Source organism: Nitratireductor sp. WH36-1, from assembly GCF_058725515.1.
In genome coordinates this window covers 1,959,961-1,975,717 of the sequence record NZ_CM178970.1, presented here as the reverse complement: position 1 = coordinate 1,975,717, position 15,757 = coordinate 1,959,961, and the positions used below count along the sequence as shown (strand labels likewise).

General features: G+C 60.8%; 5 protein-coding genes. 2 read left to right on the top strand and 3 right to left on the bottom strand.

From position 1 onward, the window contains the following. Positions 1 to 11: 11 nt before the first annotated feature. Positions 12 to 980, bottom strand: a complete 969-nt coding sequence (locus tag AC4PTT_RS09215) for a nicotinate-nucleotide--dimethylbenzimidazole phosphoribosyltransferase (protein WP_492162563.1) — start codon at positions 978 to 980, stop codon at positions 12 to 14. 143 nt (positions 981 to 1,123) lie between these two features. Between AC4PTT_RS09215 and AC4PTT_RS09210 the strand changes: the two genes are divergently transcribed. After that, complete coding sequence (locus tag AC4PTT_RS09210) at positions 1,124 to 1,348, top strand: DUF1289 domain-containing protein (protein ID WP_206546393.1); 225 nt, start codon at positions 1,124 to 1,126, stop codon at positions 1,346 to 1,348. 2 nt (positions 1,349 to 1,350) lie between these two features. Next, the gene (locus AC4PTT_RS09205; RefSeq protein WP_492162562.1) at positions 1,351 to 2,052 is read left to right on the top strand and encodes a retropepsin-like aspartic protease family protein; all 702 of its coding nucleotides are present in this window, start codon (positions 1,351 to 1,353) and stop codon (positions 2,050 to 2,052) included. 66 nt (positions 2,053 to 2,118) lie between these two features. Here the strand turns inward: AC4PTT_RS09205 and AC4PTT_RS09200 are convergent, their stop codons facing one another. Then, positions 2,119 to 6,651, bottom strand: a complete 4,533-nt coding sequence (locus AC4PTT_RS09200) for a beta strand repeat-containing protein (RefSeq protein ID WP_492162602.1) — start codon at positions 6,649 to 6,651, stop codon at positions 2,119 to 2,121. Positions 6,652 to 8,464: 1,813 nt separating this feature from the next. Further along, a complete protein-coding gene (locus tag AC4PTT_RS09195) occupies positions 8,465 to 15,466 on the bottom strand; it encodes a DUF7507 domain-containing protein (RefSeq protein WP_492162561.1) in 7,002 nt (2,333 codons plus the stop codon). Positions 15,467 to 15,757: the final 291 nt, after the last annotated feature.

Below are 15,757 nucleotides of genomic sequence, written 5' to 3'. Positions count from 1 at the left end.
TGCCTGACAGTTTATCCTAATCGCTTGGCGACTTCCGCCACGCCGCCGGCAAGAGCGGCAGCCGACTTCACGAGACCGACCGCAATCGCACCGGCGCAGCCTTCTTCGCCCGAGAACCCGAGGTCGAGAAGCGGCTCAAGTTCGAGCTTTTCAGCCGCCCATATCTCAAGCGAAGAGCCGGCGCCGGCCAGAACGCAATGCGAGATCATGTCCGGCGACAAACGGTAAAGGACGGCGGCGGCAGCGAGCGCCGGCACACCGTCGAGCACCACAGGAATGCCCTGCGCGCGGGCAGCAAGAATGGCGCCGGTCAGAGCCGCGATGTCGCGTCCGCCAAGCCGGCGCAAGGCCTCCAGGGGATCGGCAAGCTGCCCCGCATGGCAGGAAAGCGCGCCTGCGACGATATCCCGGTCAGCGCCATCGACCACATCGGCTCCGCCCTCGAACAGTGCCGTGAGAAGTGCGGATGCAGCCGCCCTCGCCTGCGCACCAACAGCACCAACGCAAAGCAGGTCAACGCCCTCGGCCGTTGCCTCCATGCCGAAAGCGATGGTCGCGGCGCAGGAGCGTTCATCCAGAGATGCGCCCTTGCGGATGTCGTCCGCGGGCAGATCGAGCGCCAGGTCGAACACGTTCAGCGAAAGATCGTTCGCCACGCAGAGATGAGAAACCGCAGCCGCACCGGCAGCAACGGCATCCACGCGCGCACGCTGCGCGGCAAGCGGATCGCCTGCATCTTCCGTCGCAAAACCATGCGTCGCTGCATAGAGCGCGACACCGGATTTGCCGATCAACGGCGGCACGCGGCGGCGCGTGCGCGCAAGCCAGACACCCAGCGTCCTGAGACGTCCCAGCGCCCCTCCCGCATAACCCGCCCGGTCGAATGCCTGCGCCATGGCTGTCGCGGCATTGTCGTCAGGCGCTTCGATCTGCTCGAGCAGCGAGCGCACATCGTCGAAAGGCATTCCGGAGAAGGACATGAAATCTGGTTCCCGATTGGTTTCGGCAACGAGATACCCACCACAGCCGCCCGGTGCAATGGTGAATAGACGGGCGCGGCGACTTGCGCCACAGGACGCCATGCCCCATGTCTTGGCAGAACACTGGAAAGACCATGCCTGACATGAAATCTCCCTGCATCCTCGTATGCTCCATCGACCTGACATCGGGACTTTGCTTCGGCTGCGGGCGCACGCGCGAGGAGATCGCCGGCTGGATCGCCATGTCGGACGAGGAGCGCGGCGCAATCATGGACGCACTTCCAGCGCGTCTTGAGACGATAGAACGCAAACCACGACGCGAAACCCGGCGGAGCCGGCTCGCACGAACGCGCGCACAGGAGCAATAGCCATGCGGCTTTTCTGGATTGTCATGGCGCTGCTTGGCGGCGGATTGATCCTGCTGATCGCCAATCACGATTCCGGCCGCGTCCTCGGGCTGGAGAACGCCACCTTTGCCGCAACGCTTTATCTCGGGCTCTGGGGCGCGGTCCTGCTGGTCGGCATTCTGGGATCGGGCATGCGGATTGGCGAAGCCGCACGCTCCCTCGCCTTCTGGGTGTTCCTGCTTCTCGCACTCATCGCCGTCTATCAGTATCGCTACGAGCTTCAGGATGTCGCAAGCCGCGTCACGGTCGGCCTCATCCCCGGCAGCCCCGTCTCCATGGTCAGCAGCGAGGGCAATGCCCGGGTCATGGTGGAGCGCTCGGCCAACGGGCATTTCGAGGTGATCGCCGATGTGAACGGACAGGCTTTGCGCATGCTGATCGACACAGGTGCGAGCAGCATCGTTCTGTCCGACGACGATGCGAGACGGGCTGGTTTCGACCCGTCCACGCTGCGTTTTCAGATCCCGGTCGCGACCGCCAACGGCACCGCCATGGTCGCCCGCGCCCGGGCGCAGGAAGTGCGCATAGGCGCAATCGCGCGCAGCGATGTGCCGGTCTACATCGCCCAGCCCGGCCGCCTTGGGCAGAGCCTTCTGGGCATGAGTTTCATCAACACCCTTTCCGGCTTCGAACTGCGCGGCGACCGGATCGTCCTGCAGGACTGACAGGCCGTTTAAGGTCCGACGCATCACGGACCTCCTCCAGCAAATCACCGGAGGAGGTCTGCTTTATCAGCGAGAGCCCGACAGGACTTTGGCTTCGACCTCCAGCCGATAGCGGGCGCCGACCCTCCGCCATTCCCTGGCAATGTCCTTGCGCATCACCTTGAGACGCTTCTGGGCCAGACGCCTGCCTTCTCCATTTTCCGTATAGACCAGCCTTAGAACCGACGGTTCCTTGTCGAGCAGCTCGACCATCCGGGCAAGGCCAGCCTGCCATTCAGGACGCAGAGCCACCACACCCTCGCCAAAGGCCGCGTCGCTCAGATCAAGCCGCACAACACGACCAACGGAAGCACCGAACAGGAACTTGGAGGCCTTGCCGGCAGTCAGGCGGACGACACGCGGATTCTCCGTCGTGAGACGATAGCCGGAAGGCAGGGAACGCGTGTCGAGCTTCAGAATGTAGTTCGAGCCTATACGGTGATCGGGCAGATCCGCACAGGCGATGTGGAAGCGACCTTCCGCATCCGCCGTCACCAGAAGCCCTTTCACCGTCGCAACCCGAACACCGGCAAGACCGCGCTCCCCATCGTCCTGATACCCGTTGCGGTTCTTGTCATCGAACACCTTGCCGATGATGTCGCCACAATCAAACAGCGGATCAGCCATGACTTCCACCACAGCCGTCGCCACCCCAGACAGCTGCCTGCCATCAAGACTGCTTACCCAAGCCCGGTTGACATGTTTGCCCGTTTTGGCTGCCGCAGCGACGGCGAGATCAAGCGTGATCTCAACAGCACTGTCTTTGGCCAGCGTGACATTTTCGAAGGTAAGCTGCTGGCCCACCGCCACAGGGGTGATGGCCGCACCGTCAAGTCTGGCCGACCCCGGCACAAAACTCAGGCCCGGCGGCATCAGGTCCACGATGTTCACCGTTGTGGAGCCAGGAAGCCCAAGCAGCTTGGCCCGGATCGTATAGGGCACCCTGCCGCCACGGTTAACTTCGCTCAGCGATGCCATCTTGCTGATCGCAAACCCCGGCAGTTCGACCAGCGCTTCGACTTCGGGTGCCTTAGCGGTCTGACCTCGCGGCCCCGTCCCCGTCGCCGACGCCGAGTTCTTCACACCGTCTTCAATGCCCTGAGCCGCATTGATGTCGCCCTGCGTCAGCGCATAGCGGGCGGTAAAGCCAGCGCTTTCACCGGCGGCCAGGTCAACGCTCGATGGCGAGAAGGGCGACATGCTGCCGCCACCGGGGTGTCCGTTGAAGCGCGGTCCGGCATCAACCGGCACCACATCCTCAAGGCTCACATTGCTGTCATTCGTCACCGTGAACGTATAGAGGATCGTGTCGCCGGGCTCGGCCAACCCCAGGTCATCGGCTTCATACGCACCAGTCTTGTCAACCGTCAGCACCACGTTCTGCAACAACGGGGTCGCAGTCGGATCATCCGCCTCGCCATCCCCTTCGATATCCGTGTCCGCGTTATCCAACGGGTCATCCGAGTGATCCGAAACGGGTGTTCCGCCAACCGCAAGCCCCTGAGTCTTTGCCTTTGCAGTGACCCCGCCGGCATCAATATCCGCCTGCGTAAGAAGATAGGACGCGGTGAAAGTCGTATTGTCCTCCCCGCCAGGCGCAAGGCTGGCAAGCGCACCGCCCGGCACAGCAACCTGGACCTGTGGCTGCGGAGCTTCGGAAGCGCCAGGACTGCTGTTGACCGCCACATCAAACGAGGCCAAGGCGATGTTCTCGACCGTCACATTGCCGGTATTCCTCACCGTAAACGTGTAGTTCACGGGTTCATTCGGATCCGGAAACCCGTTGCTGTTCGAATCAACCCATTCATCATGGAGATCAAGTTCGATAGACGGGTTCAGCGCGAAGGTGAACGTTGTTTTTTCCCCCGGCTGCCCAGTAGCGGGCCGGCTCTCGACCGTAACCGTGTCACCCTGCGGTTCCATGCCGGTGGCGCTGGCGATGTTCTCAAAAACACCGGCGTCGATATCGGCCTGCGTAATCCGGTAGAGCCCCGTCACGCTTGTATCAGCATCCCCGGGCGCAAGAGGCCCTGCAATCGGACTGCCCGAGATATCCGCCTTTTCGTCTTCGATGGAAATATCCGTCAGCGTCACATTTCCCGTGTTGGTAACGGTGAAACGGAACTCAATGAACTCGCCCTTGTCCGGAAAACCATTCTCATTCGTGTCGCTCAGAACAGCTTCCTTGATCATATCAATTGCGCCTTCGGCATCTGCCGTAAAGCTGGTGCTGTCGCCGGGACTGCCGCCCGGCGGACGCGAATCCTGATGGATCGGGTCTCCGTTCGGATCCTCGGCGCTCATCGACGCCACATTGTCCACGCTGCCACTGTCGATGTCCGCCTGCGTCACATCGTAATAGCCGGTGATCGTCGTCGCATCGGTCACACCCGGTGCAAGCGTGGCAATCGGACCGCCTGTCAGCGTCGCCCGCGGATCTGTCACCGTCACATTTGAGAGCGTCACATTGCCCGTGTTCTCGACACTGAACGCGTAGTTCAGCCGCTCATCGGCATCCAGGAGCCCATCCCCGTCCGTATCGTCATGCGTCACCGTCTTAATGAAGTCGCTCGACGCGGTCTGCGGAATATCCGTCCGTGTCGGCGTGCCCGCTGCTCCACCCGTCGGATGCGACTGCACCGTCACATCCGCATTGACTGGATCCTTGCCGGTGGCGCTCGCAAGATTGTCCACGTGACCTGCATCGATATCCGCCTGCGACACCGTATAGGTCCCCGTCAGCGTCACCGCATTTGTGGGACCCGGTGCAAGGGTCGCAATCGGACTGCCCGTCACTGCCGCATGATCGTCACTCAGAACCACATTGGTCAGCGTCACATTGCCGGGATTCGTGATCGTGAACGTGTAGCTGATCGTCCCGTCACCGTTCAGGACAGACGTCTTCAACACATCCAGAGCGCCATCAAATGCAACCGTGAAACTTGTGCTGTCGCCGGGACTGCCGCCCGGCGGGCGCGAATCCTGATTGACCGGGTCTCCGTCGGGATCCTCGGCGCTCATCGACGCCAGATTGTCCACACTGCCACTTTCAATGTCCGCCTGCGTCACATCGTAATAACCGGTGATCGTCGTCGCATCGGTCACCCCCGGCGCAAGACTTGCAATCGGACCGCCTGTCAGCGTCGCCCGCGTGTCCGTTACCGTCACATTGGAGAGCGTCACATTGCCCGTGTTCTCGATGCTGAACGTGTAGTTCAGGCGCTCGCCCGCATCCAGAAACCCATCCCCGTCCGTATCGTCATGCGTCACCGTCTTGATGAAGTCGCTCGATGCGGTCTGCGGAATATCCGTCCGCGTCGGCGTGCCCGCCGTCCCGCCGGTCGGGTGCGACTGCACCGTCACATCCGCATCGCCCGGATCCTTGCCCGTGGCGCTCGCCAGATTGTCCACATAACCGGCGTCGATCTCCGCCTGCGTCGGCGTATGGGTGCCCGTCAGCGTGACCGCATTCGCGGGACCCGGCAGAAGCGTTGCAATGGGGCTGCCCGTCACAGTCGCGTGATCGTCGGTCAATGCGACATCGGTCAGCGTCACATTGCCCGTATTCTCCACCGTGAAGGAATAGGTAATTGTTCCATCGCCATTCAGAACCGAGGCCTTCAGAACAGAAAGACCGGTCGAAGCGGTTGCCGTAAAACTTGTGCTGTCACCCGCAGTCCCGCCGGGCGGACGTGAGTCCAGCTCAACCGGGTCCCCGTTCGGATCCTCGGCGCTCATCGACGCCACATTGTCCACGCTGCCACTGTCGATGTCCGCCTGCGTCACGTCATAATAGCCGGTGATCGTGGTCGCATCGGTCACGCCCGGTGCAAGGCTCGCAATCGGACTGCCTGAGATCGTCGCCCGTGGATCCGTCACCGTCACATTGGAAAGCGTCACATTGCCCGTGTTCTCGACGCTGAACGCATAGTTCAGGCGTTCCCCCGCATCCAGCAAACCGTCATTGTCCGTGTCGACATGCGTCACCGACTTGATGAAGTCGCTCGACGCGGTCTGGGGAATATCCGTCCGTGTCGGCGTCCCCGCCGTCCCACCGGTCGGGTGCGACTGCACCGTCACATCCGCATTGTCCGGGTCCTTGCCCGTGGCCGACGCCAGATTGTCCACGTGACCGGCATCGATATCCGCCTGCGTCACCGTATAGGTTCCGGTCAGCGTCACCGCATTGGCGGGACCGGGCGCGAGTGTGGTAATCGGGCTGCCCGTCACCGCCGCATGATCATCGCTCAGAACTACGTTGGTCAACGTCGCATTGCCCGTGTTCTCAACCCTGAACGTATAGCTGATCGTGCCGTTGCCATTCAGGACGGACGTCTTCAGGACTGTAAAAGAGGGCGTTGGAGGAAACCTCAGCACGATATCTGTGCTGTCATTGCCTGTATCAAAATCATTGTTGGTCGCGTCAGCATCTCCATCCGGCGCAGATCGCCCAAGAACAACGGGTACGGTGTAATCACCCGCCTCAGTGGGCTCTTCGACCACAACAGGAACGTCAAAACTGACCGTCCCCCCGGAAGCGCCCGGTCCGGAAGACGCCATTAGAGGCGTAGCATCAAGGCTACAGGTCACGGTAGAACCGCCCTGTACACAGCCCGCAGGCAGTGCGCCACTGGTCGTCCAGCCGGCTGGAAGTGTGGCAATTAGCGTAAAGCCATCATCTCCATCGGTCGCTCCGGGCCCATAGTTCGTAGCCGTCATGGTAAAAGTCTGCGTAACGCCATAATCGCTAAAGGGACCAGCCGGAGCAGTCGCAGTAACGCCGATATCAGGCAGGCCGTTGATGACCAGCTCACAGGTGCCATCCTGTTCATCGGCAAGTGCGAATGCATTGCCCCCCGCGCATGAGCCCGCTTCTACATAGGTGTCCGCATTTATTCCCGCCGGTCGCTGCTGAATCCGGGCTCCATAATTGCTGGCGGGCGTGACATAGAGCTCATGGGCGCTTTGGAAAAGCAAAGGGTCATTGTCGCCTGGCAACGCGTAGGCATCTGCAGCGGCTCCATTAGGGAGTACTGTTCCTCCTTGAGCCAAAGCCGTGCTCCAGCCGACTCCACCAACAGTCTGATCCCATGCAAAATCGCTGAACACCATTGCGGCTGACAGCCTGGCCTGGCCGAAGCGGCCGCAATAAGGGCGGACGCCGTCATAACCTTCTCCGCCACGTTGAGCCGCGTAAGCGGCAAATGCAATGTCAGCATTCCCCCAGCAAAACGGGCCACGACTGGTATGGGGTGCGTTGCCCTCAATCAAGCCGGCATCGAGGCGACCGGAGTTGGAGGCAACATTGAAGTGAATCCATTGTCCGGCTTTCAAATCCAGCCTGGTGCATAAAATGCCAACCTGGCTGGACAAGGCATCGGTATTAGTCCTCCTGTCCCGACCGTAAAATCCCCTGGCAATCATTCCGGTCGGACAAACAGCGGTCCGGATTGCTTGGACCTCGTCATATGCGTAGCCATTCACCCAGAAAGACGATCCCATGGACACAGTCGTGCCATCAGTGGTCACTCTCGAACAAAGAAGGTCTACTCTGGTTGTCATCCCATATCCGGGGGCCCAGCCGACATTGGCCCTGTCGTAGTGTCGCACCCCACGCACAAATGAGCCGGTCGGGCATCGTGTGAGGCCAGTTTGGCCCGTGCTCTTGCCAATTAGGCCACCATTATAAAAACCCGTGATCGCAAACCCTTCACCAGCCTGGGCCCAGCCACCACCACCCCAAAAAGCAATGAACAACAAAGCCAGATATGTCAGAATTTTCCTGAAAATGCTTCGTCCCACACCGCCTGCAAAGCCGTTCCGGAGCGTGTTCATGCGGTATTTCATGTTCATGATGACCGACCTATGATACAAATTGCTGAGAAAATGGCGTCCAACTGGTGCGTCCAATCACTGGGAGCGGAGCGTTTTCAAACGGTACCGGACACGCAAAGCGGATTTGCTCCTAAGGAAGCAGGGCCGGTTCCACACCTCACCGAACAGCGGATTCCGGAAGAGCCAAATTCGCTGAAGAGGACGCAGCAACATCTCTGGAAGACGACTGCGCTGGAGTTCGATGCTCGCGCACACCCAGCTGTCGGCGCTCATCAAAAATGAGGAACGACGGTTGGTACGGTCTGTTGCGTGACAACATTGGCAGGCCCTCATCGAACTATCACTTTTTGCTCTAGTCACCACCAGAAGAGCACTTTGGAGAAGCGCGAACGCACTTCGCCTTCAAGTGCAGAGAAACGATGAACGATACATGGCGTCTATATCCCGCGGGCTTCAGTAGTCTGACCGTATACTTACCGTTAGCGATCAGCGTACAGCCCTTGAACCACAAGGCCTTTCCCGCTGTTCACAAGACGCCCTACCTGTAGCCGAAAGCACTTTGAGGCCGGTCTGGGAGCGCTCGAAACGCCTGAACGCGAATCTCTATGTCCAGCCGATATCGGGCGCCGACCCTCCGCCACTCACTGGCAATCTCCTTGCGCACCGCCTTGATGCGCTTCTGGGCCAGACGCTGGCCTTCCCCTGTCTCTGTGTAGACCAGCCGCAGGGACGATGGCTCCTTGTTGAGCAGCTCGATCATCCGGGCAATGCCAGACTGCCATTCAGGGCGCAGCACCGCCCCGCCCTCCTCAAAGGCAGCGTCGCTCAGATCAAGCCGCATGACACGACCAACGGAAGCGCCGAACAGGAACCTCGACGCCTTCCCGGCCGTAAGGCGAACCACCCGCGGGTTCTCAGTCGTCAGACGATAGCCGGAAGGCAGTGAACGCGTGTCGAGCTTCAGGATGTAGTTCGTGCCAATCCGCTGGTCCGGCAGGTCTGCACAGGGGATGTGGAAGCGCCCTTCCGCATCTGCGGTGACCAGAAGGCCTTTCACGGTCGCAACCCGAACGCCGGCCAGACCGGGCTCCCCCCTGTCCTGATAACCATTGCGGTTTCTGTCATCGAACGCCCTGCCTATGATGTCGCCGCAGTCAAACACGGTTTCGACAACGACCTCCACCGCCGCCGTTGCAATGCGCGAGATGGATGTCCCTTCAAGATCCTCCACCCATGCCCGGTTCACATACTCACCGGGCTTGGCCGCAGAGGTTACCAGGAGTTCAAGCGTAATCTCGACAGCCTCGCCCTCTTTCAGGACAATGTCGTTGAAGACAAGCTTCCGCCCCGCAACCACTGGAGCGATGGCCGTATCGCCCAGTCTTGCCGACCCCGGAGCAAAGACCAGCCCGGGCGGCGTCATGTCTACGACATTGACAGTGCTGGAGCCTCGAACGCCAAGCATTTTCACCCGGATCGTGTAAGGCACCCGACTGCCACGGCGCACCTGGCCAAGCGCGGTCGTCTTGCTGACTGCATAGCCCGGAAGCTCGACAACACCTTCAGCCTCCGGCGCCGTGACGCTTTGGCCCTGCGGTCCCGTGGCCGAGGCCGTCGCCGTGTTCTTCACACCGTCCTCAACACCCTGTGCAGCAGCGATGTCTCCCTGTGTCAGCGTGTAAGTTGCGGTGAATACCGCACTTTCTCCCGCTCCGAGATCCGCGCCCGGTGGCGAGAAACTCGACATCCGCCCTTTGGCGGGGCGCTCATTGAAGCGAGGTCCGACATCTACCGGGGTCACATCTGACAGGCTCACATTGCCGTCATTCGTCACCGTGAATGTATAGAGGATCGTATCGCCGGGCTGGGCAATAGCCTCGCCACTCCCCTGAAATTCGCCCGTTTTCATCAACGCCAGAGCTGCTTTCTGAGGCAGAACCGTGACAGTCGGATCGTCCGGCTCTTCATCGCCCTCGGTATCGACATCGGTGAAGTCATGCGGGTCGTCCGAGATATCTGAAACAGGCGTGCCGTTCACAGCCACACCAACAGTCTGCGCCGTTGCAATCAGTTTACCGGCATCGATATCGGACTGCGTGAGCAGATAGGATGCGCTGAAGGTCGAAGAGTCCTTGTCTCCCGGCGCCAGACTTGGCAATGTGCCGCCGGAGACGGGAACGAGCGCGCGCAAACGCAACAGCCCCGACGATTTCCTGACGGAAACTGCCGCCACATCGAATGTGTTGATGGTAATGTTCTCAACCGTCTCATTGCCGGTATTCCTGACTGTGAAAGTGTATTTCACGGGCTCGGTCGGGTCGGGAAAACCGCTTTTGTCCGTATCGATCCACACACCAACCAGATCGAGTTCAATGAGCGGGGTAAGCTTGAACCTGATCACCGTCGCTTCGCCCGGATTGCCATCTTCGGGGCGAGACTGGGCTGTAACGGTCTCACCGTGCGGATCCTTGCCAGTCGCTGTAGCGACGTTCTCAAATGAACCCGCGTCGATATCCGCCTGCCTGATCGTATAGCTGCCCGTAACGCTTGTATCGCTGTCACCCGGCGCGAGAGAGACAATCGGGCTGCCCGTTATCTCGGCCTTGCTGTCTTCCACCGCGATCTCCGACAGAGTGACATTGCCGATATTCGTGACAGTGAAACGATAATCGATCGTCTCGTTTTTATCGGCATAGCCATTGTCGTTGACATCATTCAACACAGCCACTTTCACGATATCCAGCGCGCCACGGGCCTCAGCCTCGAACTCCGTGCTGCCGCCTGCGGTCCCGCCGGGCGGGCGCGACTGCTTCTCGACCGGGTTCCCCTTCGGGTCCTTCGCACTCATCGACGCCAGATTGTCCACGCTGCCGCTGTCGATGTCCGCCTGCGTCACATCATAGTAACCGGTGATCGTCGTCGCATCGGTCACGCCAGGCGCAAGCGTGGCAATCGGACCGCCCGTCAGTGTGGCCCGCGTGTCCGTCACCGTCACATTGGACAGCGTCACATTGCCCGTGTTCTTGATGCTGAACGTGTAGTTCAGGCGTTCATTCACATCCAGCAGACCGTCATTGTCCGTGTCGACATGCGTCACCGTCTTGATGAAGTCGCTCGAAACCGTCTGCGCAATGTCCGTCCGCGTCGCCGTGCCCGCCGTCCCGCCGGTCGGATGCGACTGCGCCGTCACATCCGCATCGGCTGGATCCTTGCCCGTGGCGCTCGCCAGATTGTCCACATGACCGGCGTCGATATCCGCCTGCGACACCGTATAGGTTCCCGTCAGCGTCACCGCATTGGTGGGACCCGGTGCAAGGGTCGCAATCGGACTGCCCGTCACTGCCGCATGATTGTCGGTCAGCGCAACATCCGTCAGCGTCACATTGCCCGTGTTCTCCACCTTGAATGTGTAGCTGATCGTTCCATTGCTGTTCAGGACAGATGTCTTCAGGACCGAAAGACCGGTCGACGCGGTCGCCTTGAAGCTGGTGCTGTCGCCTGCGGTCCCGCCGGGCGGGCGCGACTGCTTCTCGACCGGGTTCCCCTTCGGGTCCTTCGCACTCATCGACGCCAGATTGTCCACGCTGCCGCTGTCGATGTCCGCCTGCGTCACATCATAGTAACCGGTGATCGTCGTCGCATCGGTCACGCCAGGCGCAAGCGTGGCAATCGGACCACCCGTCAGCGTGGCCCGCGTGTCCGTCACCGTCACATTGGACAGCGTCACATTGCCCGTGTTCTTGATGCTGAAGGTGTAGTTCAGGCGCTCGCCCGCATCCAGCAAACCGTCATTGTCCGTGTCGACATGCGTCACCGTCTTGATGAAGTCGCTCGAAGCCGTCTGCGCAATGTCCGTCCGCGTCGCCGTGCCCGCCGTCCCGCCGGTCGGATGCGACTGCGCCGTCACATCCGCATCGGCTGGATCCTTGCCCGTGGCGCTCGCCAGATTGTCCACGTGACCGGCGTCGATATCCGCCTGCGACACCGTATAGGTCCCCGTCAGCGTCACCGCATTGGTGGGACCCGGTGCAAGGGTCGCAATCGGACTGCCCGTCACTGCCGCATGATTGTCGGTCAGCGCAACATCCGTCAGCGTCACATTGCCCGTGTTCTCAACCTTGAATGTGTAGCTGATCGTTCCATTGCTGTTCAGGACAGATGTCTTCAGGACCGAAAGACCGGTCGACGCGGTCGCCTTGAAGCTGGTGCTGTCGCCTGCGGTCCCGCCGGGCGGGCGTGACTGCTTCTCGACCGGGTTCCCCTTCGGGTCCTTCGCACTCATCGATGCCAGATTATCCACGCTGCCGCTGTCGATGTCCGCCTGCGTCACATCATAGTAACCGGTGATCGTCGTCGCATCGGTCACGCCAGGCGCAAGCGTGGCAATCGGACCACCCGTCAGCGTGGCCCGCGTGTCCGTCACCGTCACATTGGACAGCGTCACATTGCCCGTGTTCTTGATGCTGAACGCGTAGTTCAGGCGCTCGCCCGCATCCAGCAGACCGTCATTGTCCGTGTCGACATGCGTCACCGTCTTGATGAAGTCGCTCGAAGCCGTCTGCGCAATGTCCGTCCGCGTCGCCGTGCCCGCCGTCCCGCCGGTCGGATGCGACTGCGCCGTCACATCCGCATCGGCTGGATCCTTGCCCGTGGCGCTCGCCAGATTGTCCACGTGACCGGCGTCGATATCCGCCTGCGACACCGTATAGGTCCCCGTCAGCGTCACCGCATTGGTGGGACCCGGTGCAAGGGTCGCAATCGGACTGCCCGTCACTGCCGCATGATTGTCGGTCAGCGCAACATCCGTCAGCGTCACATTGCCCGTGTTCTCAACCTTGAATGTGTAGCTGATCGTTCCATTGCTGTTCAGGACAGATGTCTTCAGGACCGAAAGACCCGTCGACGCGGTCGCCTTGAAGCTGGTGCTGTCGCCTGCGGTCCCGCCGGGCGGGCGCGACTGCTTCTCGACCGGGTTCCCCTTCGGGTCCTTCGCACTCATCGACGCCAGATTGTCCACGCTGCCGCTGTCGATGTCCGCCTGCGTCACATCATAGTAACCGGTGATCGTCGTCGCATCGGTCACGCCAGGCGCAAGCGTGGCAATCGGACCGCCTGTCAGTGTGGCCCGTGTGTCCGTCACCGTCACATTGGACAGCGTCACATTGCCCGTGTTCTTGATGCTGAACGCGTAGTTCAGGCGCTCGCCCGCATCCAGCAGACCGTCATTGTCCGTGTCGACATGCGTCACCGTCTTGATGAAGTCGCTCGAAACCGTCTGCGCAATGTCCGTCCGCGTCGCCGTGCCCGCCGTCCCGCCGGTCGGATGCGACTGCGCCGTCACATCCGCATCGCCCGGATCCTTGCCCTTGGCGCTCGCCAGATTGTCCACATGACCGGCATCGATATCCGCCTGCGACACCGTATAGGTGCCCGTCAGTGTCACCGCATTCGTGGGACCCGGTGCAAGGGTCGCAATCGGACTGCCCGTCACTGCCGCATGATTGTCGGTCAGCGCAACATCCGTCAGCGTCACATTGCCCGTGTTCTCAACCTTGAATGTGTAGCTGATCGTTCCATTGCTGTTCAGGACAGATGTCTTCAGGACCGAAAGACCGGTCGACGCGGTCGCCTTGAAGCTGGTGCTGTCGCCTGCGGTCCCGCCGGGCGGGCGTGACTGCTTCTCGACCGGGTTCCCCTTCGGGTCCTTCGCACTCATCGACGCCAGATTATCCACGCTGCCGCTGTCGATGTCCGCCTGCGTCACATCATAGTAACCGGTGATCGTCGTCGCATCGGTCACGCCAGGCGCAAGCGTGGCAATCGGACCACCCGTCAGCGTGGCCCGCGTGTCCGTCACCGTCACATTGGACAGCGTCACATTGCCCGTGTTCTTGATACTGAACGCGTAGTTCAGGCGCTCGCCCGCATCCAGCAGACCGTCATTGTCCGTGTCGACATGCGTCACCGTCTTGATGAAGTCGCTCGAAGCCGTCTGCGCAATGTCCGTCCGCGTCGCCGTGCCCGCCGTCCCGCCGGTCGGATGCGACTGCGCCGTCACATCCGCATCGGCTGAATCCTTGCCCGTGGCGCTCGCCAGATTGTCCACATGACCGGCATCGATATCCGCCTGCGACACCGTGTAGGTCCCCGTCAGCGTCACCGCATTGGTGGGACCCGGTGCAAGGGTCGCAATCGGACTGCCCGTCACTGCCGCATGATTGTCGGTCAGCGCAACATCCGTCAACGTCACATTGCCCGTGTTCTCCACCTTGAATGTGTAGCTGATCGTTCCATTGCTGTTCAGGACAGATGTCTTCAGGACCGATAAAGATGGCGCGGCGGGGAAACTCAGGGGAACGCTAGCGCTGTCATTGCCGGTGTTAAAATCGTTGTTCGTCGCATCGGCGTCTCCATCCGGCGCGGATCGCCCCAGAACAACGCTTACACTGTAATCGCCTGCCATCGCTGGCAGGTTGACAGCAACAGGGATAGCAAAGCTGACCGTCCCTCCCGCAACACCCGGCCCTGACGAGGCCGCAAGCGCCGTTGCATTAAGGCTGCAGGTAACCACCGCACCGCTTTCCGTACAACCCGCCGGCAATGTGCCACTGGTCGACCAACCAGCGGGGAGCGTGGCAACCAGCGTAAACCCGTCATCGCCATCGGTCGCACCAGGACCATGATTCGTGGCCGTCATGGTGAAATTCTGCGCAACGCCATAGCCTGTAAAGGAACTCGCCGGGGCGGTGCCGCTCACACCTATATCGGGCAGGCCATTGATCGTCAGTCCACAGGTTCCGTCCTGCTCATCGACAAGAGCAAATGCATTGCCCCCGGCGCATGACCCCGTTTCCACATAGGTGGTCGCATTTATTCCGGTCGGGCGCTGATTAACCAGCGCTCCGTAATTGCTCGCTGGCGTGACATAGAGCTCGTGCGCGCTCTGGAAGGACATAGCGTCATTGTCGCCTGGCAGCGCATAGACATCGGCAGCGGCTCCATTTGTAAGCGCCGTGCCCCCCTGAGCCAGCGCCGTGTTCCAGCCGCTTCCGCCAATTGTCGTGTCCCATGCAAAATCGCTGAAGGCAATCGTGGCCGAAAGTCTGGCCTGGGCGAAATAGCCACAGTATGCGCGAATGCCGTCATACCCTGCGCCACCGCGCTGAGGCGCATAACCGGCAAACAGTCTGTCATCGCTGCCTAAGCAAAACGGGCCGCGACTGTAGTGACCCGCGTTGCCTTCAATCACGCCGGCATCAAGACGGCCGGAGTTGGACGCCGTATTGAAGTGAATCCACTGTCCGGCTTTCAGCTCCAGCTTGTTGCACAGGATTCCAACCTGGCTGGCCCAGGGTACAGAGGCGGTGGATCGATGCCGACCATAAAAGGCCCTGGCGATCATCCCGGCAGGACAGGTCTTAACTCGTATACTGCCCGGACGGGGATATGCATAGCCATTCACGGTGAAAAGCGGCTCCAGATTAATGGTTGTGCCGTCCGTCGTCACACGCGAGCAATAGAGATCCACTCTCACCGTCATGCCGTGGGTGCTGCTGGTGCCAGTAAAGTTATGATCTGTATGGCGCACTCCCCTCAAAAATGTTCCTGCAGGGCATTGCGTAATTGAGGTGTGGCCCTTGTTGGAGCCGATGAGCCCGCCGTAATAGGTGCCAGAAATCCCCAGGCCCTCAACAGCCCGTGCGCGCTCGACGCCGCCCAGCAGGGCAATCATTGAAATCACGATACAAACCTGAGCCTGTCTGGAGAGGCCTGCTGCGAACCGCACGCAGAAAGCGAGTACAATGAGCCTCAAATGTCCGTGAACCAAGCG

Coding starts and splice junctions, on each gene's coding strand:
- AC4PTT_RS09215 (WP_492162563.1), bottom strand. CDS start 980: ATGTCCTTCTCCGGAATGCCTTTCGACGATGTGCGCTCGCTGCTCGAG.
- AC4PTT_RS09210 (WP_206546393.1), top strand. CDS start 1,124: ATGAAATCTCCCTGCATCCTCGTATGCTCCATCGACCTGACATCGGGA.
- AC4PTT_RS09205 (WP_492162562.1), top strand. CDS start 1,351: ATGCGGCTTTTCTGGATTGTCATGGCGCTGCTTGGCGGCGGATTGATC.
- AC4PTT_RS09200 (WP_492162602.1), bottom strand. CDS start 6,651: ATGGCGTCTTCCGGACCGGGCGCTTCCGGGGGGACGGTCAGTTTTGAC.
- AC4PTT_RS09195 (WP_492162561.1), bottom strand. CDS start 15,466: ATGACGGTGAGAGTGGATCTCTATTGCTCGCGTGTGACGACGGACGGC.